Source organism: Mucilaginibacter sp. P4_C11, assembly GCF_056402115.1.
The window spans coordinates 133986-159382 of sequence record NZ_JBFUIA010000002.1 but is presented as its reverse complement, the minus strand read 5'-3'; the positions used below and the strand labels follow the sequence as shown (position 1 = coordinate 159382).

30 protein-coding genes are annotated in these 25397 nt (G+C 42.8%); 18 read left to right on the top strand and 12 right to left on the bottom strand.

Translation table 11 applies throughout. The features are described 5' to 3' along the window. Positions 1 to 162: 162 nt before the first annotated feature. From AC1DU2_RS02600 to AC1DU2_RS02585, 4 genes are all read right to left on the bottom strand, one after another. Positions 163 to 804, bottom strand: coding sequence for a tetratricopeptide repeat protein (locus AC1DU2_RS02600; RefSeq protein ID WP_477382632.1), 642 nt, complete (start codon positions 802 to 804; stop codon positions 163 to 165). 296 nt (positions 805 to 1100) lie between these two features. After that, positions 1101 to 1793, bottom strand: coding sequence for a response regulator transcription factor (locus AC1DU2_RS02595; RefSeq protein WP_477365530.1), 693 nt, complete (start codon positions 1791 to 1793; stop codon positions 1101 to 1103). Positions 1794 to 1881: 88 nt separating this feature from the next. Continuing rightward, complete coding sequence (locus AC1DU2_RS02590; RefSeq protein WP_477365533.1) at positions 1882 to 3702, bottom strand: sensor histidine kinase; 1821 nt, start codon at positions 3700 to 3702, stop codon at positions 1882 to 1884. Positions 3703 to 3889: 187 nt separating this feature from the next. Beyond that, positions 3890 to 4255 carry a DUF3127 domain-containing protein gene (locus AC1DU2_RS02585; RefSeq protein WP_477365536.1) on the bottom strand — a complete coding sequence of 122 codons (366 nt, stop codon included), beginning with the start codon at positions 4253 to 4255 and terminating at the stop codon, positions 3890 to 3892. Positions 4256 to 4338: 83 nt separating this feature from the next. On the opposite strand from AC1DU2_RS02585, the gene AC1DU2_RS02580 reads away from it, so the two are divergent. Then, positions 4339 to 5523, top strand: a complete 1185-nt coding sequence (locus AC1DU2_RS02580) for a THUMP domain-containing class I SAM-dependent RNA methyltransferase (protein ID WP_477382631.1) — start codon at positions 4339 to 4341, stop codon at positions 5521 to 5523. 25 nt (positions 5524 to 5548) lie between these two features. Beyond that, positions 5549 to 6046 (top strand): hypothetical protein, encoded by a 498-nt coding sequence (locus tag AC1DU2_RS02575; protein WP_477382630.1) that lies wholly within the window; start codon positions 5549 to 5551, stop codon positions 6044 to 6046. 9 nt (positions 6047 to 6055) lie between these two features. On the opposite strand, the gene cysM is transcribed toward AC1DU2_RS02575, so the two are convergent. From cysM to AC1DU2_RS02560, 3 genes are all read right to left on the bottom strand, one after another. Then, entirely contained in the window at positions 6056 to 6928 is an 873-nt protein-coding gene (cysM, locus tag AC1DU2_RS02570; protein ID WP_477365545.1) for a cysteine synthase CysM, read from the bottom strand. 42 nt (positions 6929 to 6970) lie between these two features. Beyond that, positions 6971 to 7801, bottom strand: a complete 831-nt coding sequence (epsC, locus tag AC1DU2_RS02565; RefSeq protein WP_477365548.1) for a serine O-acetyltransferase EpsC — start codon at positions 7799 to 7801, stop codon at positions 6971 to 6973. 571 nt (positions 7802 to 8372) lie between these two features. After that, positions 8373 to 9020 (bottom strand): hypothetical protein, encoded by a 648-nt coding sequence (locus tag AC1DU2_RS02560; RefSeq protein WP_477382629.1) that lies wholly within the window; start codon positions 9018 to 9020, stop codon positions 8373 to 8375. 191 nt (positions 9021 to 9211) lie between these two features. On the opposite strand from AC1DU2_RS02560, the gene AC1DU2_RS02555 reads away from it, so the two are divergent. The 11 genes from AC1DU2_RS02555 (at position 9212) to AC1DU2_RS02505 (ending at position 18211) form a co-directional block, all read left to right on the top strand. Continuing rightward, positions 9212 to 10096 carry a sugar phosphate isomerase/epimerase family protein gene (locus AC1DU2_RS02555; protein ID WP_477382628.1) on the top strand — a complete coding sequence of 295 codons (885 nt, stop codon included), beginning with the start codon at positions 9212 to 9214 and terminating at the stop codon, positions 10094 to 10096. Positions 10097 to 10201: 105 nt separating this feature from the next. After that, positions 10202 to 10750 (top strand): peroxiredoxin, encoded by a 549-nt coding sequence (locus tag AC1DU2_RS02550; RefSeq protein WP_477382627.1) that lies wholly within the window; start codon positions 10202 to 10204, stop codon positions 10748 to 10750. A 9-nt stretch (positions 10751 to 10759) separates the two neighbouring features. Next, positions 10760 to 11095, top strand: a complete 336-nt coding sequence (locus AC1DU2_RS02545) for a DUF1475 family protein (RefSeq protein ID WP_477382626.1) — start codon at positions 10760 to 10762, stop codon at positions 11093 to 11095. Then, a complete protein-coding gene (locus AC1DU2_RS02540) occupies positions 11088 to 11882 on the top strand; it encodes a DUF1295 domain-containing protein (protein WP_477382625.1) in 795 nt (264 codons plus the stop codon). The genes AC1DU2_RS02545 and AC1DU2_RS02540 overlap by 8 nt, the downstream gene beginning before the upstream one ends. A gap of 597 nt (positions 11883 to 12479) precedes the next feature. Continuing rightward, positions 12480 to 12917, top strand: a complete 438-nt coding sequence (rplM, locus tag AC1DU2_RS02535; protein WP_477365581.1) for a 50S ribosomal protein L13 — start codon at positions 12480 to 12482, stop codon at positions 12915 to 12917. Between the two features lie 26 nt (positions 12918 to 12943). Further along, complete coding sequence (rpsI, locus tag AC1DU2_RS02530) at positions 12944 to 13330, top strand: 30S ribosomal protein S9 (protein WP_477365584.1); 387 nt, start codon at positions 12944 to 12946, stop codon at positions 13328 to 13330. 18 nt (positions 13331 to 13348) lie between these two features. Beyond that, positions 13349 to 14212, top strand: a complete 864-nt coding sequence (rpsB, locus tag AC1DU2_RS02525; RefSeq protein WP_477365587.1) for a 30S ribosomal protein S2 — start codon at positions 13349 to 13351, stop codon at positions 14210 to 14212. Positions 14213 to 14433: 221 nt separating this feature from the next. Beyond that, positions 14434 to 15285 (top strand): translation elongation factor Ts, encoded by an 852-nt coding sequence (gene tsf / locus AC1DU2_RS02520; RefSeq protein WP_274211241.1) that lies wholly within the window; start codon positions 14434 to 14436, stop codon positions 15283 to 15285. Positions 15286 to 15540: 255 nt separating this feature from the next. After that, a complete protein-coding gene (gene nagA / locus AC1DU2_RS02515) occupies positions 15541 to 16662 on the top strand; it encodes an N-acetylglucosamine-6-phosphate deacetylase (protein ID WP_477382623.1) in 1122 nt (373 codons plus the stop codon). Between the two features lie 126 nt (positions 16663 to 16788). Beyond that, the gene (pyrH, locus tag AC1DU2_RS02510; RefSeq protein ID WP_477365593.1) at positions 16789 to 17493 is read left to right on the top strand and encodes a UMP kinase; all 705 of its coding nucleotides are present in this window, start codon (positions 16789 to 16791) and stop codon (positions 17491 to 17493) included. Positions 17494 to 17698: 205 nt separating this feature from the next. After that, positions 17699 to 18211 (top strand): lipocalin family protein, encoded by a 513-nt coding sequence (locus AC1DU2_RS02505; protein WP_477382622.1) that lies wholly within the window; start codon positions 17699 to 17701, stop codon positions 18209 to 18211. Positions 18212 to 18329: 118 nt separating this feature from the next. On the opposite strand, the gene AC1DU2_RS02500 is transcribed toward AC1DU2_RS02505, so the two are convergent. The 4 genes from AC1DU2_RS02500 to AC1DU2_RS02485 all read right to left on the bottom strand — a co-directional run bounded on the left by AC1DU2_RS02500 (position 18330) and on the right by AC1DU2_RS02485 (position 20171). Beyond that, positions 18330 to 18641 carry a hypothetical protein gene (locus AC1DU2_RS02500; protein ID WP_477365599.1) on the bottom strand — a complete coding sequence of 104 codons (312 nt, stop codon included), beginning with the start codon at positions 18639 to 18641 and terminating at the stop codon, positions 18330 to 18332. Between the two features lie 109 nt (positions 18642 to 18750). Next, entirely contained in the window at positions 18751 to 19656 is a 906-nt protein-coding gene (locus tag AC1DU2_RS02495; RefSeq protein ID WP_147054477.1) for a prohibitin family protein, read from the bottom strand. A gap of 9 nt (positions 19657 to 19665) precedes the next feature. Further along, positions 19666 to 19854, bottom strand: coding sequence for a DUF6358 family protein (locus AC1DU2_RS02490; RefSeq protein ID WP_477365608.1), 189 nt, complete (start codon positions 19852 to 19854; stop codon positions 19666 to 19668). A 2-nt stretch (positions 19855 to 19856) separates the two neighbouring features. Further along, entirely contained in the window at positions 19857 to 20171 is a 315-nt protein-coding gene (locus AC1DU2_RS02485; RefSeq protein WP_477382619.1) for a rhodanese-like domain-containing protein, read from the bottom strand. Positions 20172 to 20380: 209 nt separating this feature from the next. On the opposite strand from AC1DU2_RS02485, the gene AC1DU2_RS02480 reads away from it, so the two are divergent. After that, positions 20381 to 21481 (top strand): DUF4407 domain-containing protein, encoded by a 1101-nt coding sequence (locus AC1DU2_RS02480; protein WP_477365614.1) that lies wholly within the window; start codon positions 20381 to 20383, stop codon positions 21479 to 21481. A 98-nt stretch (positions 21482 to 21579) separates the two neighbouring features. Then, the gene (locus AC1DU2_RS02475; RefSeq protein WP_477365617.1) at positions 21580 to 22008 is read left to right on the top strand and encodes a PepSY-like domain-containing protein; all 429 of its coding nucleotides are present in this window, start codon (positions 21580 to 21582) and stop codon (positions 22006 to 22008) included. A 33-nt stretch (positions 22009 to 22041) separates the two neighbouring features. Here the strand turns inward: AC1DU2_RS02475 and AC1DU2_RS02470 are convergent, their stop codons facing one another. Next, positions 22042 to 22638, bottom strand: a complete 597-nt coding sequence (locus tag AC1DU2_RS02470; RefSeq protein ID WP_477382618.1) for a flavodoxin family protein — start codon at positions 22636 to 22638, stop codon at positions 22042 to 22044. Positions 22639 to 23105: 467 nt separating this feature from the next. On the opposite strand from AC1DU2_RS02470, the gene AC1DU2_RS02465 reads away from it, so the two are divergent. The 3 genes from AC1DU2_RS02465 to AC1DU2_RS02455 are packed head-to-tail and all read left to right on the top strand — an operon-like array spanning position 23106 to position 25389. Beyond that, the gene (locus AC1DU2_RS02465) at positions 23106 to 23345 is read left to right on the top strand and encodes a helix-turn-helix domain-containing protein (protein ID WP_477382617.1); all 240 of its coding nucleotides are present in this window, start codon (positions 23106 to 23108) and stop codon (positions 23343 to 23345) included. Positions 23346 to 23396: 51 nt separating this feature from the next. Then, on the top strand, positions 23397 to 24044 hold the full coding sequence (locus AC1DU2_RS02460) for an HD domain-containing protein (protein ID WP_477382616.1): 648 nt from the start codon (positions 23397 to 23399) through the stop codon (positions 24042 to 24044). A gap of 34 nt (positions 24045 to 24078) precedes the next feature. Then, entirely contained in the window at positions 24079 to 25389 is a 1311-nt protein-coding gene (locus AC1DU2_RS02455) for a carbohydrate porin (RefSeq protein WP_477382615.1), read from the top strand. The last annotated feature ends 8 nt before the right edge of the window (positions 25390 to 25397 follow it).

The window sequence follows — 25397 nt, the reverse complement described above, 5'->3', positions numbered from 1 at the left end:
GAGTGGTGTAAAACATCAATACTTGTGCCTAATAAATTATTGCTAATGTAAAAAAAAGAGACAGTCAAAATGCTGTCTCTTAATAACAATAACAATTATACGATAATGTTTTACTTGTAGTATACAAGCAATGGCATTTTACGCTATTGTTACATAAAAAATTTATTTAATTACCTTTTTAGGCTCCTGTTCGGCGGTCTCCGCATAACGGATCTCGGCTTTAGGGTTATCTTTATTGTCTTGCAGGTAGCGCATTTGTTTGTTAATGCTGGCAACATCGGCCGTAAAGCCGTGGCTATTGGCCATATCGCGGGCTTCATTTAAATCCTGCATGGCCTGGGTAAAATCGCCATAGCCTGCTTTGCAGGTTGCCAATCCCATTAAGCTGGTAATGGTGTGCTTGTCGTCGTTTTGCTGGCGCGATATCTGCAGGCTTTGCAGCCAATACCATTTAGCTTCGGATAAGCGGTTTTGCTTAAGGTACATTTGCGCCAGATCGCTAAAATTATAGCTTGCCGCATTGTACACCCTGAACCTCATATTATGCTGTGCGGTTTTCATTACCGCCATCTCCTGCAGGTAAAGCGAATAGGAGGCGAGATCAAGGTTAACAGTGGTAATTTTATGTTTAGCTAACTGCGCCGCAGGTAGCCGGCCAATGGAGTGGTCTTTTACATCAGCAATCAGCGGAAAGCGCTCGTGTTTTTTAAATACGTTACCTATGCTTTTAGCCGGTTTTACCCACCATTGTGCCGATGCGGATATACTTGCGGAGCATAAGATAATTAGTAAAAGATATCTCATTGAGCCTTTTGTCTGAGTTTAATAAATTAATCAGTAAACAAATATAATTATAAAAGCCAGTTAATCAATACCCTAAAAGGGGGAAATGCCAGCCTTATTCATTTTGTAAGTGGATTTAACGGAGCGTGGGGAGATAATGTTATGCTCGCTTAACCCTACTCCTGCTAATGCATTGACAATAAGGCAGAATAAAATTTCTTTTTGGTTTAAAAATTTACCAGAAAGTACACCGCGGTCAAGAACCGGCTTTTATTAAGGTTTTGCAACCATCCCGGTAAACGCATCCGAAACTCCTGCTAATTGATTAGCAATTTGTAGCCCCGGCCATGTACATTAATGATCTCTACATTGGGGTCATCTTTTAAATACTTCCGGATTTTGCTTAAAAACACATCCATACTACGGCCGTTAAAATAATTATCGTCATGCCAAATATTCAGGAGTGCTTCTTCGCGGGTAAGTACTTCGTTTTTACGCATGCATAGCAGGCGTAAAAGTTCGGCCTCCTTGGTAGATAGCTTTTGAAGTGTTTCGCCTATGGTGATGATTTGCGAGGTATAATCAAAAGTATAGCGGCCAATTTTAAAGCTGGTTTGCTTTTCCTCTTCAGTTTTTTCGGTACCGCTGCTGCGTTTCAGCAAGGCATTTATTCGCAACAGTAGTTCTTCTATACGGAATGGCTTGGTAATATAATCATCACCACCAAGGTTAAAGGCCTGGGTTTTATCCTCAATCATGCCTTTGGCGGTGGCAAAAATAATGGGTACGTTGGGGTTTATTTTCCTGATATCTTTTCCAAGGGTAAAGCCATCTTTTTTGGGCATCATTACATCAAGTATCAGCAAATCAAATACATGTTTGGTAAATGTACGCAGCCCTTCTTCGCCATCTTTGCACAAGATAACATCAAATTTCCCTTTCAACTGCAGGTAGTCCTGTAGCAGTAAACCTAAATTGGCATCATCCTCAACCAGTAGTATTTTCTTCATGTTGTGTTTAGTCCGGAAGTCGGAAAAGTCCGATAAGTCCGAAAGTTTTTTTATTTTTTAGTCCGGAAGTCGGAAAGTCCGAGCTCATCTAAGCAACCGCGAATTTCAATTCAAATTCCGATCCTTTTTCTCTTTCAGATTTTACGCTGATACTGCCGTTCAATCGTTTTACGATGGTATTTACATAGCTTAAGCCCAGTCCAAAACCTTTAACATCGTGCAGGTTACCTGTAGGGATACGGTAAAACTGTTCAAATATTTTTGTTTGCTGATCGCGGCTCATGCCTATCCCTCTATCGGCCACCTTAATTACCACCTGCCCGTTTTTATTAAAAGTGCTGATGGTTATTTCGGGGTTTTCATGGCTATACTTTATTGCGTTATCGATAAGGTTATACAACACGTTTGAAAAATGAAGCTCGTCGGCAATTATTACCGCGTTTTCGGCTTCCAGTTCAAGTGTGGTTTTAGCGTTGCATTTATGCAGCTTAAGCGCCATACTATCCAATACAACCGCAATCATATCGTTTACATCAAGCGGTTTTTTATCAAGCTTAAAATCATTTTTTTCGATGCGGGCTATATTTAATACGCGCTCTATATGGCTACCTAAACGTTCGTTTTCCTCAAAAATTATATTGGCCAGGCGTAATACCCTATTTTGATCGTTTGTAATTTCCCTATCTTTTAAAGCCTCACTGGCAATCATGATGGTTGATACCGGGGTTTTAAACTCGTGGGTCATATTATTGATGAAATCTATTTTCATCTCTGATACTTTTTTCTGCTTCAGGATTGAGAAAATGGTATATCCAAAACAAAATATCAAAACAATAAGCAAACCGCCGGTAGTACCCATAGTAGCGGTCATTTTACTTAAGATGAGTGAGTTTTTTTGCGGAAACGATAGCTTGATCTTTCCCGGATCGTTGATAACATCGCGGCTAAAAATAGCGGTTTGATAGGTATTGGCGGGTATAAACACGGGCTTGTTACCGTCCAGGTCACTGGCGTTGGAAAATATGAGTGAATCACTATTGGCTGTACTTACTTCGTAGCTAAAGGGCAAAGATATTCCCTTGTTATGTAGTTCAAAACGTAAAAGCGTATCTATCCAAAGCAGGTTTAAACGCTTAGTAAGTGGTTGTCCCGATCTGCTGTATTCTTCGGCCAGGTTAGCTATCACATTTGCCTTGCCGGGGTTTGTGTTTACGCTTACGTTTTGGATCGAATCGGTCTCCAGCATTCTTTTGATCTGGGCAACCTGTCTTTCCTTTTGCTTGCGCACTTGTTCGCGCTGCCACAGGGGATTAATGCGTGGTATCAAAATCAGCTGTTTGCCAAATTGCGGGTCGGGGTATTCGTAACGCAACGTATCATATTTGCGCAGTTTGTGAGGTATTTTTGCGGTGTGGGTAATGTGCGTGCCAATTACCTGCTGTTTGTAGCTGGCATGCACTATGCCCGCATCATCGGTAAACTGTGCCATGGTAACTTTAATATCCACTGTGCCTTCCTGCTGTAGTAAATCGCTTAACTCATCATCAAGTTTTTGATGTTTAATCATGCGCTCAAGGCTATCGCGCAGCAGGGCTATTTTTTTTTGCCGCAGGGTTTGCCGCTTGCCTGGCTTAGCAGTAAACAGCTTATTTTCAGCACTTTTTACAACTTTTATTCCCGCGTCATCTATTTCTACTGCTTTAACCTGGGCTTTTGAATTTAAAAAGTTGTTGGCGTCCTGCTTGGTTACTTTTGATACCACGTTGTTAAGAGCCTCATTAACAGAGCGGTCAAAAAGTTCGGATTGCATTTGGTACGATTGCCTTAAAAAATACAATTGCATGGCCATTACACCCAAAAGTGCAAGTCCCATTAAGCCAATAATCAAACCAATACTGCGTTTCTTCATTTGTTAACAAACAAAAATATTTTAAATAAGCCAACAAAGGGGCTATTTAACAAAATTTAACAATTGTAAATTAATAATAACGCTTTGAGATATAACCTATTGCCGGTAGCTGGCAGGTGAAGGAGAGGCAATAAAAAAAGGCCCCAATTGAGGCCTTTTCTTATATTTTATGCAAATGACAAACCAATTAAAATGGCAAATCATCGTCATCGCTTGATGAGCTGATGTCTGCGGCCGGTGCTGCATACTCTGGTGAAGATGCCGCGCCTGCACCTGCAAGAACGTTAATTTTCCATAACTGTAACGAGTTGAAATAGCTTTTTTTGCCTGTTTTATCAGTCCATGGACGGCCACGCAGGTTAAAGAAAACTTCAACGTCATCGCCTATCTTTACATTGTCAATCAAAGCACAGCGATCTTGTATAGCTTCGAACTTCAGATATTCAGGATATTGAGGGTTTTCAATATATTCTAATATCAATTCGCGCTTCTTTAGTGAGTCGGTTACCTGTTGTGTTGGCGACACTTCATGTACTTTACCTTTAACTTCCATAATCTTCAAATAATTTAAAATGTAAAGTTAATAGATAAGAAATTAAAATAGGGCGTTTTTAATGCTTAATTTCGCAAAATATCATGCAAGTTTTCCACAACGAAAGTAAAATAATAATTACCTGCAATAAAAGATTGTCAGGCTATCTTCAACAGGAGGTAGAGGCTTTGGGCTATACACCGGTCCGCGTTTTTCAAACCGGGGTTGAGCTTAAGGGCACAGTTACAGATACCATAGCGCTTAACTTAAATCTGCGCTGCGCAAGCCAGGTGCTTTATTTAATAAAGAGTTTTAAAGCCGCCGACCCTAAAGAACTATACGACGAGTTAGTGACCATTGAATGGGAAAAGCTGATCGATTTCAGCGGGTACTTTTCGGTTACATCAAACGTTAATAACGAGCATATACTTACGCCTTTGTTTGCCAACGTAAAGGTGAAAGATGCTATTGTTGACAGGATTAAGGAGGTTAAAGGCATTCGCCCTAACTCTGGCGCCGAAGCAAATAAAACCCTGGTGCACCTGTACTGGCAGGACGATGAGGCCGATATATTTATGGATACATCGGGCGAAACACTTGCCAAACACAGCTACCGCAAAATACCTGGTAAGGCCCCCATGCTTGAAGCTTTGGCCACATCAACTATTATGGCAACCAACTGGGACAGGAAGAGCACATTTATTAACCCAATGTGTGGATCTGGTACTTTGGCCATTGAGGCGGCTCTGTTGGCTACCGATAAGCATCCCGGTTTATTCAGAATGAACTATGGCTTTATGCATATTATGGGGTACGATGAAAACGTGTTTTTTGTTGAGCGCCGTAAGTTGAAGGATAAAGCTAAGAAGGAGACAGGTTTTAAGATTATAGCTACCGACATATCTGAAGATGCCATTGATATTGCCCAAAAAAATGCTAAAACCGCAGGAGTAGAACATTTAATTGATTTTGCTGTTTGTGACTTTGAAGATACCGAAGTACCCGAAGAACCTGGAGTAGTAATGTTTAATCCGGAATATGGTGAACGCTTAGGTGTACACAGCAAGCTGGAGATTACCTATAAAAGAATGGGCGACTTTTTGAAAAAGAAATGCCTTGGTTACAGGGGATATGTTTTTACAGGAAACCCTGACCTTGCAAAAAAGATAGGCTTACGCCCGTCGCGCAGAATTGAGTTTTACAATGGCAAGCTGGATTGCCGTTTATTTGAGTATGAGTTATATGATGGCAGCAAGCGCGATCCAAGTGAACGCCCACAGCCAAAGTAACCACATTAACATAAGAATACCATTAATGAAAAAGATCATATTATTAGCCGTAGTAGTTTTATCATCATTTTGCGCTATGGCGCAAACACAGCTTGCATTCCCTTTCCAGGGTGGCGCACCTGTGATGAACTCCTTTTTTAAAGACAGCGTTGTTGTATCGCCCGAAATAATTAAGAAAAGGGCTGCCGGTACCGCGGTATTTAAATTTACTGCCGATACAAAGGGCACTATAACAAGAATAGTGATTTATTATGCTGATGACTATGTTTTAACAGTGCCCATTATTGAAGCTTTAAAAAAATCAACCCATAAATGGATTATCCCCGATCATGAAAAGACTCATGATTTTGTATTGCCCTTCTCTGTAGGCTTCATTCCGCCGGCCTTACCGGGTAAGAGTTTAGAGAAGCACATGTTTGATTTTTATGCCCAACGCAAGCCAATAATTACAGATAATCAAATTCCGCTTGATAACGCTACGTTATTGCCAACGGTGGTTATCAGTTACGAGCTGGGGCAATAAGCTAAAATACTATCCAAACAACTCGCTGCTCAGATACCTGTCGCCACGATCGCAGCAAATAAATACGATTAGGCCCTCTTTTAATTCGGAGGCTAATTTTATAGCTGCAGATAAGGCGCCGCCACTGCTCATGCCGGCAAATACGCCCTCAACTTTGGCCAGTTCGCGTGCCCTTTGGGTAGCTTCTTCTTCCGAAATATCCATTACCCTATCAACCCTTGATGCATCAAATATTTTAGGCAGATAAGCCGCGGGCCACCTGCGGATGCCGGGGATAGATGAGCCCTCTGTAGGCTGGCAGCCTACTATCTGGATATCGTCATTTTGCTGTTTAAGGTACATAGAACAGCCCATAATAGTGCCTGTGGTGCCCATCGCGCTCACAAAATGGGTTATTTTGCCTTCCGTATCGCGCCAAATCTCGGGGCCGGTGCTTTTAATATGTGCGCCAAAATTATCCGGGTTGGCAAACTGGTTTACCAGGTAAAATTCGCCGGTTGCGGCCCGTTCTTCGGCGTAATCACGGCAAAGCTCAATGCCTTCTAACAAAGTTACTTTGGCCCCAAAAGCCTCCATGGTAAGCGTGCGTTCGCGGGTGGAGTTTGATGGCATTACCAATTCAATCTCCAAATCAAACAAGCGGGCAATCATAGCCAACGCTATACCTGTATTGCCGCTGGTAGCCTCAATTAATTTGGTGCCGGGTTTAATATCGCCACGCTCGATGGCGCTGCGGATCATGTTAAGTGATGCGCGGTCTTTAACACTGCCGCCGGGGTTGTTGCCTTCCAGCTTGGCAAATATCTGCACGTTGGGATTGGGGTTCAGCTTTTTTATTTCAACCATAGGCGTGTTGCCTATTAAATCAATGAGTGTAGCCATTGTTGTTTTGTTTTGGTAGATGTAAAACAGATGGTATCATTATTATTTTTGCTCGCCAAAAATGCGCCGGGTTAGTTTTTTCAGAATACGGATGCTTGGCGTGTGGTACACCCTTGAATTGGGTGGCAGGCTTTTGGTTAGCCATACATTTCCTCCAACAACGCTGTTGCTGCCTATCACCGTTTCGCCACCAAGTATGGTAGCGCCAGAGTATATAACCACATTGTCTTGTACCGTTGGGTGGCGTTTGGTAAATGCCATACTTTTATCAACACTTAGTGCACCAAGTGTAACGCCCTGGTATAATTTAACATGCGCGCCGATGGTGCAGCTTTCGCCGATGACAATGCCGGTGCCATGGTCAATGTAAAAATAATCACCTATAACGGCTGCCGGGTGAATGTCGATACCTGTTTTTGAGTGGCCATATTCGGTCAGTATCCTGGGGATCAATGGAATATCGCGGGTATATAAGCTGTGCGCCAGCCGGTAAAGCGAAATTGCAAAGAAGCCCGGGTAGGTGCGTATAACCTCGAACTCGCTGCGGGCAGCCGGATCGCCATTAAATATAGCCTGTATATCGGTATTTAAAACCTGGTAAAGCTGCGGTAGGGATTCAAAAAAGCCGGCAGCACGTTTTTTGTTGTCGCAATCGGCACAGGCGCTGGTGGCCTCCATAATTTTGTAAAGTTCAGCCTCCAGCAGCGCAAATTCCGACTTTAGTTCGTCAACAGTTGAAAAGATTTTTGCTGTTTGCTCCGGATATAGCAAATGAATAACGCGCAGCGCCCACCGGGTAATTTCCTTGTTAGACGGCACGTAGTCAAGCTTTTGCTGCTTGGTAAAAATTTGCCCGTAAAATTCTTCACTCATGTTTTATAATACGCTGTTGAGGAGCAACAATCGTTTTGTACTGCAAGTTTAGGGAAAAGAATGTTGTTTATATGTAAAAATGGCTACTTAATTGATAGGCATAATAATTTTCGTATCAAAAAAACACGACCCGTAATGATAGTGTGGCTGGTAAAAACGGATAGGCGCTAAATCACATAAATAAACGAGAATTCCACAAGGTTAATGCTGTGCAAAGCAACATCGAAACCGGTTTTATTTGTGTGAAACAGTACAAATTTACCAGCTTCCTTTTATATCTCAAAATCGCCTTTTTTTTCATGCATTAATGCGTAAAAACAAGCAATTAATTCAAACTTTTGGGCAATAAATGTGCTATTTATTGATACAAAACGTGTATTTATTAATACAAAAATAAAATGACGATATTTTGCTAAAAAAAACAGAAAAAGCAGGCTGAAAAATCGGACATCTTGGATTTAAAAATCCCGGGAGCGCCACTTCTACGCGCTCGTAGTTGAGGGGCGAATTTAACCAGGTGGGTAAAAAATTGCAAATGGCTAATCATACTATCCGTCATAAAACCGATCGGTTAATGGTGCAGCCTGAAAAAAACCCCGAAGAATAAGTAACCCGAATTATATTTTATTGGAGCATAATATTTTGACCTTAACCGGTTGATGCCCGCGCCGTAATTTGAACTATCATAACCCAGCTCCAGCCCAACGCTGGCATGTTCGGTTGGAATGGAAAAAGTTATCATGGGCGAATAAGCAAAGGTATAGCCTGCGTTTGTTGATTTGCCCTCCAGTTTTTCGGTATAATCATCCCGGGGTTCGCTGTAACGGTATACATCGCCATATCCAACATTATAGCCCCCTTTTATGGAGAGGGCAATGGCTATTTGTACATCGCTTTCGGGATTGATACAATAGTGGGGCGTTACAGCGATACCGGTATACAGGGTTGTACCTTCAAAACGCTTGTAATCATCATCAAAATAAAAATTATAACTCATTACATCGGCGAAACCGGTAATATCAAACCCGGAATGGCCGCCGGCGAAAACTTTCCCGTAGCCGATATTAACCCGGAACGAACCTTTGCTTACATTGCTGTCGAGCAGATCTGCCATTGGCTGCATAGTGCCAATCCTGATCAGCAAACCACTTGATTGCGCATGCGTTTTTAATGCGCAGCAAAACAAAAACACTAAAACCAAACCTGCAGGGAGTTTCATATTTGTATTGTGATAGGTGTAAAAGCAAAAGGTGTAAGGCCGTTTGTAACAATATGACTGCTTTTTAATTGCTTAGTTTAATTAAACTATTCAAATAAAATCAAGTCTTTGCTTTTAGTATTGTTTATACAGTATATTTACATCACCAATCATAAACACCACCAATTCTTCACTAATTATAAAATATAATTATGACTACCAGACGTTCATTTATTAAAACTTCGGCTGTGCTTACTGCCGGACTTTTAGCAGCACCAAACTTATTTGCTTACGACAAAAAACAGATAGGCCTGCAATTATATACCGTGCGCGATGCCATGGCGAAAGACCCAGCCGCCGCATTAGCTAAAGTAGCTAAGTTAGGGTACAACACCGTTGAAGGGGCAACTTACACAGGCACCGAGTTGTTTTACGGTATGAATGCCAAAGGATTTGCCAGCTTATTGGCGCAGGAAGGCCTTGCAATGCCAAGCGCGCATTATCGCCTTGGCGAGGAGCAGGTTAATGGCGCATCGCAGATAGGAACCATCCTTAACGACTGGAAAAGGGCCGTTGATGATGCCGCCGCCGTTGGTGCCAAGTACATGGTTTGCGCTTACTTATCACAATCAGAACGGGGCGACGTGGAGCATTATAAAAAAGTAGCGGGCTTACTTGATGTTGCCGGTCAAACATGTAAAAATTCGGGCATCCAGTTATGTTACCATAACCACGATTTTGAATTTATACAGGATAACGGACAATACCCGTACGAGATTCTGTTAACAACCACTGATGCCGACAATGTAAAAATGGAAATGGATTTGTACTGGATGACCAAAGCCGGACAAGACCCTATTGCCTTTTTTAATAAATACCCGGGCCGTTTCCCATTGTTACACATGAAGGATATGGACAGCACTCCCGAAAAGAAATTTACCGAGGTAGGTAATGGTGTTATCGATTTTAAAAAGATCCTGGCCCAATCAAAAAAGGCAGGCGTAAAATATTTCTTTGTTGAACAGGATATATGCCCCGGCGATCCGTTTGATAGTATCGCCAAAAGCATCAGCTATATCAAAAAGAATTTGGTATAAAATCTTTGTTACAAGCATAAAATACAGGCCGTCACTATAAAACAAAGTGATGGCCTTTTTATTTTACGATAATTAAATCGCTTGTACTCAAAAATTTCGTAGGTTATGGAAATGAACACCACCATGCTAAAATATTTGCTTATCATATTAGGGGCCTCGTTTCTGTTTACCTGCGCGGCACAAGCCCAAACCGGTAAAGAATTACTAACCGGCGACGCCATGCCCTCATTTTCGTTGCTCGACCAAAATGGCAAAGAATTTAAAACCGCCGACTACGTGGGCAAAAAGGTTTTGGTTATTTATTTTTATCCAAAAGATGAAAGCATGGTTTGCACCAAAGAAGCCTGCGCCTTTAGGGATAGTTTTGACCAGTTTACTAAGGCCGGCGCTATGGTGATAGGCATAAACGGCGGCACGGTTGCCAGCCACAAAGGCTTTGCCGACCATTACAAACTGCCGTTTACTTTACTGAGCGACCCCGACAACAAGGTTTATAACCAATTTGGCATCCACAAAAAGTTTTTTATGACCGGCCGCGAAACTTTTATCGTGGATTTGAAGGGCAAAATAGTTTACACCCACGAAGCCATGATGCAGGGTAAAGAACACTCGGACGATGCCCTTGCATTTATCAGGGCCGCAAAAACCAAATAAGCGCAGGCCATGATCAATGCCTTAAAAATTCTGTTTAGTGTTGTTTTGGTGTGGATGTGTTATGTGGTGATAACAACCAGCCTGAACAGCAACCTGTTTACCAATTGGGATTACCTGGGTTCCATCCCCTGGATGCGGGCCACGCTATGGGATTTTTACGCCAATGTTTTAGTTATATTTGTTTGGGTATGCTATAAAGAGAAGTATATCATTGTTAAAATTATCTGGCTCATCTTATTATTTGCGCTGGGCAGTATTGCCAGCTGTGCTTTTGTGCTCATCCAGCTTTTCCGGCTTAAACCGGGCGAGGGTTTAAAAGAATTATTTGGGAAGAAAAATGGATAACAGTTCGCTTTTGTGTTTGGTAATTTATTGCCTGTTGGCCTGTTGCGGCATTATGGTGCTGGTATGGCTTTGGGCACATCAAATTAAAAACGCGGGCGTGGTTGATATTTTTTGGTCGTACAACTTCCCGGTTATTGCCATTATCCTGTTTTTTTTAGCCCCCGGTTATCACGACCGCAAGGTGTTGATTTGTGCCATGGTAATAATAGCCGGCGTGCGTTTAGGTACCCATTTGGCTACCCGCATTACCAGGCATTTGGATGAGGAAGAAGGCCGCTACCAGCAATTGCGCAAAGAGTGGGCACCCAATGCCGAAAAGAAGTTTTTCTTTTTCTTCCAGTTCCAGGCCATTTCAAATGTGCTTTTGGCCATTCCCTTTTTTATCTCTTGCCTTAACACCAAAACTGTATTATCTCCGCTGGAGTATGCCGGTTTTATCCTTTGGTTTATCAGTGTAACCGGCGAAACCATTGCCGACAGGCAGCTGGCTACCTTTAAAAGCGATCCGGCCAATAAAGGTAAGATTTGCCAAATAGGCCTTTGGAACTACTCGCGCCACCCCAATTATTTTTTTGAGTGGCTCATGTGGGTTTCCTATTTCGTTTTCGCGTTAGGATCGCCATGGGGCATTTTGGCTATCATTAGCCCGGCTGTAATTTTGTACCTGCTATTAAAAGTTACCGGCATCCCCGCCACCGAAGAACAATCCCTGCGCTCCAAGGGCGAGGCCTTTAAAGAATACCAGGCCAGTACAAGCGTGTTTGTGCCCTGGTTTAAAAAGAAGTAGGCCTATAGTAACGGGCCAATCAAAGATGAAAATTTCGAGCAAAGGCGTTAAGTGACTTGCTCGCGTCGCAGCCTCCAGACTTGTGCGCCCTCCAGCTACCGCAAGCGTTTGTGCTCCGGCTGCCGCAAGGTCTTATCGCTGCCGAAAGCCTCCAGGCTTGTGCGCCAATTGATGGGTAAACGCCATGCTAAGTAATAGATATGCAAATCCCGAAAGTAAGTTTCACCCGGGATTTTATATTTTTAAACGGGTTCTCAATTTGCAAAGCGAAAGAATTGAGTTTGACGAGAAACATAGTTGATTGTCCTAAAGGCACGGCGCATACTTAGCATGCGGCCACCCCGATTAACCATCGGGGCGGCAACGTGATCTGGTCTTTTTGCGTCTTAGCTTCTTTGAGCGACAAATACCAATAAACATTTGCAGTTGCAGCTAACTTGTTAACAAAAGCCTTGGGTTTTAATTGCCTGAACAGCAGGATGAATAACGGCCTAAAAATTAGTGTAAAACTATTTGTTAATAACATAATAAGCTGTATCTTTGCAGTCCCGAAAATGCGGGGTATAATAAACGTTTAAACAATTTAATTTAAAGCAAGTGAATACGTTAAGTTACAAAACTGTCTCAGCCAACAAAAAAACCGTTAACAAACAATGGGTTGTTGTTGACGCACAAGGCGAGATTTTGGGGCGCTTGTCCACTAAGATCGCAATGATCATCCGTGGTAAAACCAAGCCAGATTTCACCCCGAACGTAGACTGCGGTGATAATGTAATAGTTATCAATGCAGACAAGGTAAAGTTGACCGGAAACAAATTCAGCGCAAAGCAGTATGTTTCTTACACTGGTTATCCAGGTGGTCAGCGTTTCATTTCTCCTAAGGAGTTAATGGCAAAACATCCGGAACGCGTAATTGAAAAAGCCGTTCGTGGTATGTTACCTAAAAGTCGTTTGGGTAAAGCATTATTTGGTAACCTGTATGTATATGCAGGTGGCGAGCATCCACATGAGGCCCAAAATCCAACAACCATTTAACTTTTTAATTTCAAAGGAGAAAAAAAATGCCAACAACTAACACTTCAGGCAGAAGAAAAACAGCCGTTGCCCGCATCTACCTTACAGAAGGAAGTGGTGCGATCATCGTTAACGGTAAAGATTACAAAGAGTACTTCCCAACATTGCCATTACAGTACATCGTAACTCAGAGCACTGAGGTTTCTGGTAGCACCGGAAAATTTGATGTTAAAGTAAATGTTGCAGGTGGTGGCGTAAAAGGACAGGCAGAAGCCGTTCGTTTAGCTATCGCTAAAGCCATTGTTGAACTGGATCCTGAAAAGAAACCAGCATTACGCGCTAAAGGTATTATGACTCGCGATGACCGTATGGTTGAGCGTAAGAAACCAGGTCGTAAGAAAGCACGTAAGAGATTCCAATTCAGTAAACGTTAATCACAGGAGGACAACACAATGGCAAGAACAACATATCAGGATTTACTGGATGCAGGTGTACACTTTGGTCACCTTACCCGCAAATGGGATCCGAAAATGTCACAGTACATTTTCATGGAGCGTAACGGTATCCACATTATCGATTTAAATAAAACCTTAACTAAGGTTGAAGAAGCTGCTGCAGCTATCAAACAAATAGTAAAATCAGGCCGTAAGGTATTATTCGTAGCTACAAAGAAACAAGCGAAAGATATCGTTGCTGATTATGCAAAAAGTGTAAACATGCCCTACATCACCGAGCGTTGGTTGGGTGGTATGTTAACCAACTTTGCTACCGTACGTAAGTCGATCAAAAAGATGTCAAACATCGATAAATTGACTAAAGATGGTACTTACAGCAACCTTTCTAAAAAAGAAAGACTGATGATACAACGTGAGCGTATCAAATTAGAAACCCTTTTAGGTGGTATTGCTGATTTGAACCGTTTACCTGCAGCATTATTTTTGATCGACGTTAAGAAAGAACACATCGCTGTATCTGAAGCTTTGAAGTTGAACATCCCTACATTTGCTATGGTTGATACCAACTCTGATCCTTCAAACATCGATTTCCCTATCCCTGCGAATGACGATGCTACCAAATCAATTTCATTGATTACCAGCATTATCATCAAAGCGATTGAAGAAGGTTTGGAAGAACGCAAACGCGATAAAGAAGACGAAGCAGAAAAAGAAGCAGTTGCAGCTAAATCAAAAGCTGATGCTCCTGAAGTAAAAGACCGCAGCGAAAACGAAGGCGGTAAAAGAACCAGGAAAACAGCCGAAGTTGCAGACGTGGTAGCAGAAGCTGACACTGAAGCACCTGCCGAAACAGAAGAGTAATTATATTTTAGTCGTAAGTACTAAGTACTAAGTCTGGAATTACTCTTAGGCTTTAGGCTTAATACTTACGACTTTTTCCATATAGGTTGTAGAATTAAGGTATATATACCGATACTTTACAACCTGTATTTTTTAATACTAAATACAGTTACAGGTTACAGGGGCATATTAAATTTGCCGGTGGCCTATAACTCATAACATACCACTTAAAACAAAAAAAGATGTCTACAGTACAAATATCTGCAGCCGACGTAAATAAACTGCGCCAGCAAACTGGTGCCGGTATGATGGATTGCAAAAAAGCATTAACCGAAACTAACGGTGATTTTGAAGCAGCTATCGATTTTTTAAGAAAAAAAGGTGCTAAAGTTGCAGCAAGCCGTCAGGACAGGGAATCAAATGAAGGTGTTGTTATATCGCGCACCAGCGCCGATGGCAAAACCGGTGTTATCATCGAGCTTAACTGCGAAACTGATTTCGTGGCTAAAAATGCTGAGTTCATCGCTTTCGCTAACGAAATTGCTAACAAAGCAGTTGAAAACCAGCCAAAAAGCATCGAAGAACTTTACGCGCTTTCTATCGATACAGAAAACACCACTACTACTATTGGTGAAGCTGTTATTGACAAAACCGGTAAAATCGGCGAAAAAATTGGTGTTTCTAAATTAGAGATCATCACGGGCGAAAAAGTTATTGCTTATGTACACGGTAACTTCCGTTTAGGTGTATTGGTAGCCTTAAACTCAAACCCTGAAGGTGCTGATGAAGCTGGTAAAGATGTTGCTATGCAAATTGCAGCTATGAACCCAATTGCGGTTGATAAAGATGGCGTTGATGCCACTGTTATTGAGCGTGAACTGGAAATTGCTAAAGACGTGATCCGCGCTGAAGGTAAACCAGAAGAAATGGTTGAAAAAATCAGCTTAGGTAAACTGAACAAGTTCTACAAAGACTCAACCCTGTTAAACCAGGAGTTTGTAAAAGATTCATCTAAAAACGTTGCCCAGTTCCTGGCCACCGTTGAAAAAGGCCTCACAGTAACCGCATTTAAGCGGGTAGCTTTAGGAGCTTAATTATATTATCCCCCTCGTTTAAAACGAGGGGGATTTTTTTTGCAATATTGTTTCGGATTTCGGCGACGACTCACCCGGTCGAGGCTACGCCCGACCACCCTCTCTCCGGCGTCGCGCAAAGAGGGTTGAGGAAGAAAAAAAAACTTTTCCGCCCCTCTATGCGGCGCAGCCGGAGAGAGGGACGAGCGAAGCGATGTCGGGGTGAGTCGTCTCCGTAGTTCATCGCAATGACATGTAGGTAAAACTTCAGGCATCATGATAACAGCACTCCACAATCTCCAACTCATTTCCAATGGGCAAATTACCCAGGGCAAAGCCGTTTTAATCTCAGGCAACACCATTATCGATGTTATTGATGATACAGCCATTCCCGTTGATGCCGGTAAGCATGATTTAAAAGGCTCATACCTTGCCCCCGGCTTTATCGATTTGCAGATTTATGGCAGCGGCGGCTTATTATTCGCGGGCACGCCAACGGTAGCTGCTTTGGAACGCCTGGAAAGCGATTTGCTTAACCAGGGCACCACCGGCGTTTTTGCTACTATAGGCACCAATACCAATGAGATTGTTGAAGCGGGAATTGATGCAGCTAAAGCCTATCGCAAACAAGCGAAGGGCGCTTTTTGGGGATTACACCTGGAGGGGCCTTATTTGAACGCGGCAAAAAAAGGCGCGCATCCCGAAAAGTATATCAAGAAAGCTACCCTCGCCGAGGTAAAAGGCTGGGTAGAACGCGCCGAAGGCGAAATAAAAATGATTACCATAGCGCCCGAACTGCAGGACCAGGAAGTGATTGATTTCCTGCACAACGCGGGCGTTATCATATCATCGGGCCACAGCAATGCTACTTATGCCGAGGGAAAAGCGTTTTTAAACAAACCCATCCCCGCGGTAACCCACCTGTTTAACGCCATGCCGCAAATGCACCATCGCGAACCGGGCTATATCCCCGCTATTTTTGAAGAACGGCCGTATACCAGCATTGTTGCCGATGGTAACCATGTAGATTGGGCTATGATACGCCTGGCCAAACGCGAGCTGGGCGATAAGCTGTTTTTAATTACCGATGCAGTTACCTCAACAACCGAAGGTGCGTACCAGCATCAATTAGTAGGCAATAAATATGTAATGCCCGACGGCACCCTCTCCGGTTCGTCGCTTACGATGTTAAAAGCCGTTGAAAACTGCGTAAAGCAAGTGGGTATTGATTTAGCCGAAGCTGTTAACATGGCTTCATTATACCCGGCCGAATTGGCAAAACACGGTAAAAAAGGCAAAATTGAGAAAAACTTTATTGCCGATATGGTTGTTTTTAATGCTGATTTTGAGGTAGAAGCAACTTACCTTAACGGTCATTTATTAACAAAGACAACATAAAATTTTAACACTAATTTTTATTCGCTACTTTTGCGGAACGACACCTCATATGAACAACGCTTTATCAATTCATGATATCTACAAAAGCAAGTTCCCTTTATTTCTGTTAATAACAAATCACACCAAATGAAGTACAAAAGAATTTTACTGAAGCTTTCGGGCGAATCGCTTATGGGTACCCGGCAATATGGCATTGATAATGCACAGGTTTTGCAATACGCCCAGGATATTAAAAGTGTTTACGACACAGGAATGGAAATTGCGATAGTAGTTGGCGGCGGTAATATTTTCAGGGGTTTGAGCGCCGAAAAATCGGGCATGGAACGCGCCCAGGCCGATTATATGGGCATGCTGGCCACCGTTATTAACTGTATGGCACTGCAAAATGCCTTAGAAAGTATTGGTGTTGAAACCCGCCTGCAGTCGGCTATTAAAATGGAGCAAATTTGCGAACCATACATTCGCCGCCGCGCTATGCACCATTTAGAGGTTGGTAAAATAGTGATTTTTGGCGCCGGTACCGGTAACCCATACTTTACTACCGACACTGCTGCATCATTACGTGCCATTGAAATTAAAGCCGATGTGGTATTAAAAGGCACCCGCGTTGACGGCATTTACACCGCCGACCCGGAGAAAGACCCAACAGCTACCCGTTACGATGAGATCAGCTTCCAGGAAGTGTATGATAAAGGCTTAAACGTAATGGATATGACCGCCATTACCCTTTGCCAGGAAAACAAGCTACCTATCATTGTATTTGATATGAACAAAGAAGGCAACTTCATGAAAATAGCCAGCGGCGAAGCCATTGGCACATTGGTAAAATAAGAGCCCTCCTTACTTTACAAATGAGCTCGTTTTTTATGTCATTGCGAGGCACGAAGCAATCCCGAACTATGTGGGACTTGGCATATAGGGGATTGCTTCGTGCCTCGTAATGACATAGCAGGTTACAACCACCTGCTATACACTAAAAAAATCTTTAAGCCCCGTTTTACCGTAATTGGACTAAAAGGGGCTTAATTTTTTAGTTATGAAAATGATTTGCACAGCATTGATATTATTGATAACCACCTTGGCCGGACCAGCCAATAAGCCGGTTGTAAAGGTTGATTTGAACAAGTTTTCGGGTAAATGGTATTCATTGTCATCAATACCAACTATGTTTGATAAGGATACCAAAGAAACCACTACCCATTATACCCTGAATAAGGATGGCTATTATAATGTAGTAACAATGGCCAAAAAGGGAGAGGATAATGAGCTGAAAACCTATAAATCAAAGCTTTTCCCGGATAAGGATGATAATGCGGCCCAAATGAAAGCCCAGTTTATATGGCCAATTAAGATTGATTACTGGGTTATTGATATTGCCGACGATTACTCCTACGCCGTTGTTGGCCACCCCGATTTTAAATTCCTGTTTATCATGAGCCGCAAGCCAACCATGCCGCAGGGCGAATTCGACAAAATTGTGGCCAAATGTAAAGCAATGGGCTACCCTGTAGATAAGCTGGTATCGCAGCATCATCGGGCAAACGAATAAGTGCACACGAATTTTTTCTAATTGGATCGAATTTCACGAATTATCGATTCGGCTAAACATAACGATATTTATATTACCTTCCTGAGAATGATAAAAGCCGCCCGGATGGGGTGGCTTTTTATTTTGATGATGTTATTGCAGCGTAGATAATAGTAAACATTATAGTCCCGAACCACAGCGTAAATACTACGGCGTGAATTGTTACAGCCATCCGGAAGATTTTGCCTTGTTTTATTAGTTTAAATACCGATCGAAAAAGCAGAACGATGTTACCGATGACGGCTATCAGGATGAAGAGTAAGTCGAGCCCCGCCCCGGCTAAATTGGTGGGCGAAATGAGTGCACCAACGATGATCAGTAAGATGGCAAATCCATAAAACATAACAATTGGTTGCCATTTAGTTTCAAGTTTATCTATTGGATTTATCATATAGCGCATAAAATGGAGACTTCCGAAGTTTTTCAAACTTCGGAAGTCCGTCTATAATTCGTGAAATTCGATCCAATTAGAAAAAATTCGTGTGCAAAATTCGTGTGTATTATTTATCACTCAGCATTATCGGGTTTCCCTTGCCGCCGCCCATGATGATCACTTTGGCGTTTGGCGAAGTGGCTATAGCAATCTGGGCTTTAATAGCCTCATATTGTAGTTGTTTATCCGACAAGCCGGTTGAAAGGATCTTTTGGTAATCGGCAATACCCTGGGCCTCTACACGCTTACGTTCGGCTTCCTGCTTTTCTTTTTGCAATACAAATTGCATTTTTTGGGCATCCTGCTCTGCATTTATTTTTGACTCGATGCTGGCCCTTACAGATGCTGGCAGGGTGATATTACGCACCAGGATCTGTTGCAATTCCAGGCCCCGTTTGGCAAAGTTGGCCGTAATAAACCTGTTTATCCTATCCTGGAACTCCTGCCGTTTGGTTGAATAAAGATCGACAGCCGCATAATTAACAGCATTATCGCGGATAGCAGTCCTGGAAACCGGGCGCACTATTTTTTCCAAGTAGTCTTCGCCAATATTTTGCATAATAAAAGGCGCTTTATCGGCATTTACCTTGTACTGAACAGAAAGATCAATAGCCACCTCAAGACCATCAGACGACAGTACCCGGATTGCATCGTCACCCTCTTTTGAGCCCTCGTCATGAACGGCGCTCATGGTGTAGGTTTGTAAGCGCACATCAAAGGTCGTGATCTCGACAACGGGGTTAACAACATGCAGGCCGCTTTCTAATATATGGTCCTGCACTTTGCCAAAAAGCACTTGTACACCTACCTTTCCCGGCTCAATAACCTTGAAACTGGATAGCAGCAAACCAATAACCACCAATGCCCCGCCAACTATACTTATGGTACTACTAAAGTGGCTGGCCGGTTCGGGCGAGCGTTTGAGTACGATGCCCACCACGAGCACGATAACTCCTAATATTGCTATAAACATGCAATGAAGTTACACCTTTTTTTGCGAGTTCTTTACGTCTTTTAACAGTCTTATTTTCAGGAAAACTACCACCAGGCCCACGGCAATAGCTGCAGCCATAACCGGGTAGCTTTTGGCCATAAAATACCGGTAAGCCACAAAGGCGCATAACACCAAACCAATGGTATACAGCACGTTAAGTATTAATTTAAAAGCCATGATTAATATACACTTAAGTCAGGGTCGATCTCGGCGGCCCAGGCTAAAATGCCACCACGCAGGTTATACAGGTTAGTAAAACCCCTTTGCTCCAGCTGCATAATAGCCGCCGCGCTGCGCTTGCCGCTGCGGCACATTACCACAACCGGTTTATCTTTAGCTACTTTTTCGCTCTCAATTAAAATCCCGCCAAGGGGGATAGATAATCCACCGAGGTTTGATGTTTCATATTCAAAATCTTCCCTAACGTCAATTAGCTGAAAATCTTCGCCTTTTTCCTTTTTCTCTTTTAATTCCTGTACGGTTATCTCGTTCATGATCAATAAAATTATAATCCAAAGGTAGCTTTTTTTCCAATGCAAATAATTACACGCAATTTTTGTAACAATCAATGCCTAAGAGCGTTTATTATATGATTTGCTGCACGATATGCTTTTTTAACCATGTTTGCCCGGCAAATGGCGGATAGCCCGGTTGATAATTTGACACAAATATTAACCGGCATCTATTTAAAAAAACGATATACATGAAAAAAGTTACCCGCTTTTTCTGGTTTTGTTCAGGAGCGCATATAGATACACTTAAAAAATACCCCATCGAGCATAATAAGTATGTGGGCATTGGGGCTACCATTTTTTTCACGGCATTGTTTGCATCTCTCTCGGGAGGCTATGCCATGTACTTTGTTTTTAACGGCGATGCCTTTGCTGTTGGCTTTGCAATACTGTTTGGTTTATTATGGGGAACGGCCATTTTTAATATGGACAGGTACATTGTATCGAGCATTAATAAAGAGGGGACAACCAACCAGCAGATACTCCAGGCATCACCCCGGATATTACTGGCGATAATGATTGGGATAGTAATATCGCGCCCGTTGGAACTGAAGATATTTGACAAAGAGATCCGTCAGAAATTAAAACTGTCTTACCTTAAAGGCCAGCACCGTAAAATTGATACCCTCGAAAAAACGTACAATCAAAAGTATGCCATGGAGATGGGTAAAACCAGCGATCTGAAAAAGGAAAAAGATTCGCTCGAGAAAGATATTAACCGGAGCCGTTTCCTGCTTAACCAGGAGGTTTTTGGCGATAAAACCAATCAAACATCGGGCATCACCGGCTACGGCACCTACGCCAAGCAAAAACAAGCCGTGCTGGAAGAAAAAGAAGCGCGCCTGAAAACGGTTACCGATAACCTGGGTCAGCTTGACGAATACCTGGGACACCGCAAAGATTATGAAGGGCTAAACAGTACCCGGCTATTTACCGATCATCAGCTGGATAGCCTGGCCAATGTGGCCGGTTTCTCTGACCGAAACTGGGCGCTGGGCCAGCTATCATACAATGAAAATGGCACCCGCGATCTGGACACGTATATGGCTATCTCATTTATTGGCTATCTGTTCATTTTATTTGAATGTTTGCCGGTACTTGTTAAACTAATGTCGCCCAAGGGGCCGTACGATGTTGCCGTTGCCAAAACAGCCGAGGCCAATATGTACATGGCCGACAGGGATAAAGACCTGAATATTACCGTGACCGATAACACTTACGACCATAGCCTGGAAACCGATGTGGAACGCCGGAAACGCGTGATTTCCTCCGAGTCGAAATATGAGTTTTAGGGATTAGCTGAACATCATTTCATTATCCAAATTTTCTACAAAAAGCGGCCAGCATTTCTCCAGATTGGTAGTTTATCCTTGTGTAAATTAAATTTATCATGAAGAAGAAACTATCTTTTTTAATGGCGCTCGGCCTTGCTTCGGGCGTTGTTATGGCACAGGACATTAAGTTAAAAGATGTTCCGGCCACAGTAAAATCGGCATTAACCAGCAAATACCCTGCTGCAACCAAGGTAAACTGGGAAAAAGAAAAAGGCAATTACGAGGCCAACTGGGGTGGCAAATCAGGAGAGGATAACTCTGCTGTGTTTACGCCAACCGGTACTTTTGTTGAAATTGTAAACGCCATAAAAATAAGCGCGTTACCTCAAAGCATTGCCCCGTATGTTGCATCACATTATAAAGGTGCAAAAATAAAGGAGGCCGGAAAAGTTACCGATGCTGCCGGCAAAACCTTTTATGAGGCCGAAATAAAGGGAGGCGACCTGATTTTTGACGAAACAGGAAACTTTGTAAAAAAAGACTGATTGATAATCTGCTGACCAGATATACGCCTGTTCCTACGCCGGAATGGGTGTTTTTTTTAATGCCTTAGCCACTGCAATTACATTTGCAGCAACCAATTTGGCAGTTTGTTTCGACCAATCTTTTCTGAATTCCGAATGGAGATAAGCTTTGCCTGGCCCGGGGCCATTGTTCCAGTAAGTATATGATTGTGGGGCTATAGTAAAGCCAACGTCCATTAGTCCGCCCGCTATTTCGGTAACTACATGCCTGGCGCCGTCTTCTTCGCCGGTAACTACAAAGCCCGCTACTTTATTGTAAGTAACAGGCCTGCCCTCATCATCTTTAACCGGGTATAAGCCGTTTATGCGCTCCATAACCCGCATGGCTATACTTGATAACGTGCCCATCCATGTTGGGGTAGCCATAATTAATATATCTGCGGCTAATAATTCTTTCAGTATTGCCGGCCAGCCATCGCCTTCGCCCATGTCTGATTTTGAGCCGGTTTTTACATCATAATCTGCCACGCGGATGATTTTTGTTTTGGCGCCAAGTTTTTCCAGCGCATGTACAACTTCCCTGGCCAACGCTTCGGTATTTGATGGCAAGGGCGATGGTTTCAGTGTGCAGTTTAATACCAATGCTTTCATGTATTGATAACTATGAAAAGCCTGTAATGTTTAATCCGGTATTGCCTAAACCTGATTTCGGGAATTATAACATTAAATGGTATGGCGTTGAGTTGTTGTCTAAAAAAGATTTTTTTAGGCACGACACCCCAATAAAGATCCTGAAAAAACAGTCTAACTATGAGTTAATATATACTGCCGGCCCTGGTGGTATTTTTTGAGGAAAAACTGTCGGACTTCTATTTTTAAGCTGAATTTAAAAGATGATGTTCAAATAGAGCCTCCTTAAACACCATACCCTGTTTCACATAGGTTAAACCCACTTTAAATTATTGGTTAAAAACACATTGGTAATACCTTGTTTCATTTTGTAAAAAACGGGTTTTACACCCTCTTTTTGAGCCCGTTAGAAAAAAAAATTAAAAACAAAAAATCCAAAGATCTATTAATATCGTAAACAATAGTTAGTTAACACATTATTAGTAGTAATGAAAGATACGCTGAATTATAAAGTGAGGGCTATTGCGGCCAACATCAGGAAAACCAGGGAACAGTTATCCTATACGCAGGAGTACCTGGCTGCAAAGCTAAAAATATCGCAAAATGCATATAGTAAAATCGAACTTGGTTATACCAAAATAACAGTGGAAAGGCTTTTCCAGATAGCTGCCATATTGGAGGTTGAAGTGCACGAACTGATAGCCACAGAAAATACAGCCGCCGCGTAATTTGCATTAAATAAGTTCCTTTTTCGCCGGGTAATGTATATTTGCAGCCGGATGGAAACAGGAAAATTGATAGATAATACCGTACAATTTGTACGTGAAACGCTAAAAAATGCCGAAGGTGGCCACGACTGGTGGCATATACACCGTGTTTGGACCAACGCCAAATTGATAGCCCAAACCGAAAAAGCCGATCCGCTTATTGTTGAACTTGCCGCTTTACTTCATGATATTGCCGATAGTAAATTTCATACCGGCGATGAGGAAATTGGGCCGCGCACTGCCGGCAACTACTTGCTGAGCCAGGATGTTGATGCGGCTGTTATTGAACATGTGCAGCAAATTATCCGGCATATGTCGTTCAAATCAAGCTTTGATAAACAAACCTTCCACTCGCCCGAGCTGGCTATTGTACAGGATGCCGACCGCCTTGACGCCATTGGCGCTATTGGCATAGCACGGGCCTTTAACTACGGAGGTTTTAAAGGGCGTGAAATTTACAATCCCGAAATTGAGCCCAATTTAAAAATGAGTAAAGACGAGTATAAAAATTCGCCTGCCCCTTCCATCAACCACTTTTACGAAAAATTATTACTACTGAAAGATAAGATGAACACCCCAACCGGCCGCCAACTGGCCGAACAGCGTCATCAGTTTATGGTAGCGTACTTACAGCAATTTTACCTGGAGTGCAAACCATAAGCCCCGATAATCGTTTCAGCATCAACTTTTACACATGAAAAAATCTTTACTTTTTATAACGCCGCTGTTGTGTACCATACTTACAGCAAAGGCACAGGATACGCTTAAACAGCAACGGTTCAACTTCCATTTCCAGCAAACGGTTATTACCCAGTATAAACCATCCTTCGGGGCCAATTATACCGGCGATAATAGTTTGCTTACCCAATCAGAAACGCAAAGCTCAATCACCACCACGCTTTTTGGCGGGGCCAGGCTTTGGAAAGGCGCGTCGGCTTTTTTTAATCCCGAATTGTCAGGCGGATCGGGCTTGAGTAAAACCCTGGGGGTTGCGGGTTTCCCCAATGGCGAAACTTTTCGTGTTGGCGGCTCAGAGCCTAAAATTTATATCGCCCGCCTGTACTTTACCCAAAATTTTGAATGGGGAAAAGAGAAAGATACCCTGCAGGACGATAATAACCAGCTTGCCGGCTTAAAAAGCAAACGCTATTTTTCGGTAACTGCAGGTAAATTTGGCATGGCCGACTTTTACGACGGTAACGAATTTAGCCACGACCCACGCTCACAGTTCATGAACTGGTCGCTGATGGATAACGGCGCCTGGGATTACCCCGCCAACACCCGGGGCTATGCCATGGGTATCCATACCGAATTAGGTATGCCCAACTGGACGCTGAGATTTGCCTTCACCATGTCGACAACTACCGCCAACGGAGCCATCTGGGATGCCAAAGTTGGCAAAGCCAACACCCAGACAATGGAGTACGAAAGGCGCTATACTATCAATGGCAATAAAGGGACCCTGCGCATTTTAGGATTCCGCAATAACGGCAAAATGGGCAATTACCGCGATGCGCTTGCCATAAGCGCCGTTAACCCGGTAGTTGATACCAATTTAGTTTATGGCAAACACAAATACGGTTTCGGCATCAGCGCCGACCAGTACCTGAGCAAAGATTTTGGCGTATTTGCCAAACTGAGCTATAACGACGGACACACCGAAACATGGTATTTTACCGAGATAGACCGCTCATTAAGCTTTGGTGGCGTGTTAAAAGGCAACTCCTGGAAACGCAGCGACGACGAACTTGGCCTTGCATTTGYGGCAAACGGCCTATCTGCCCCGCACCGCGATTACCTGGCCGCAGGCGGTTATGGTTTTATTATTGGCGATGGCAAGTTAAATTACAGCAACGAGCTGATTGCCGAGTTGTATTACAAGATTAACGCCTATCAAAAAAAATTCTGGCTTTCGCCCGATTACCAGTTTATTGTAAACCCGGCTTATAATAAAGACAGGGGGCCGGTGAATGTGTTTTCGTTAAGGGTGCATGTGGAGTTTTAAATTTGATA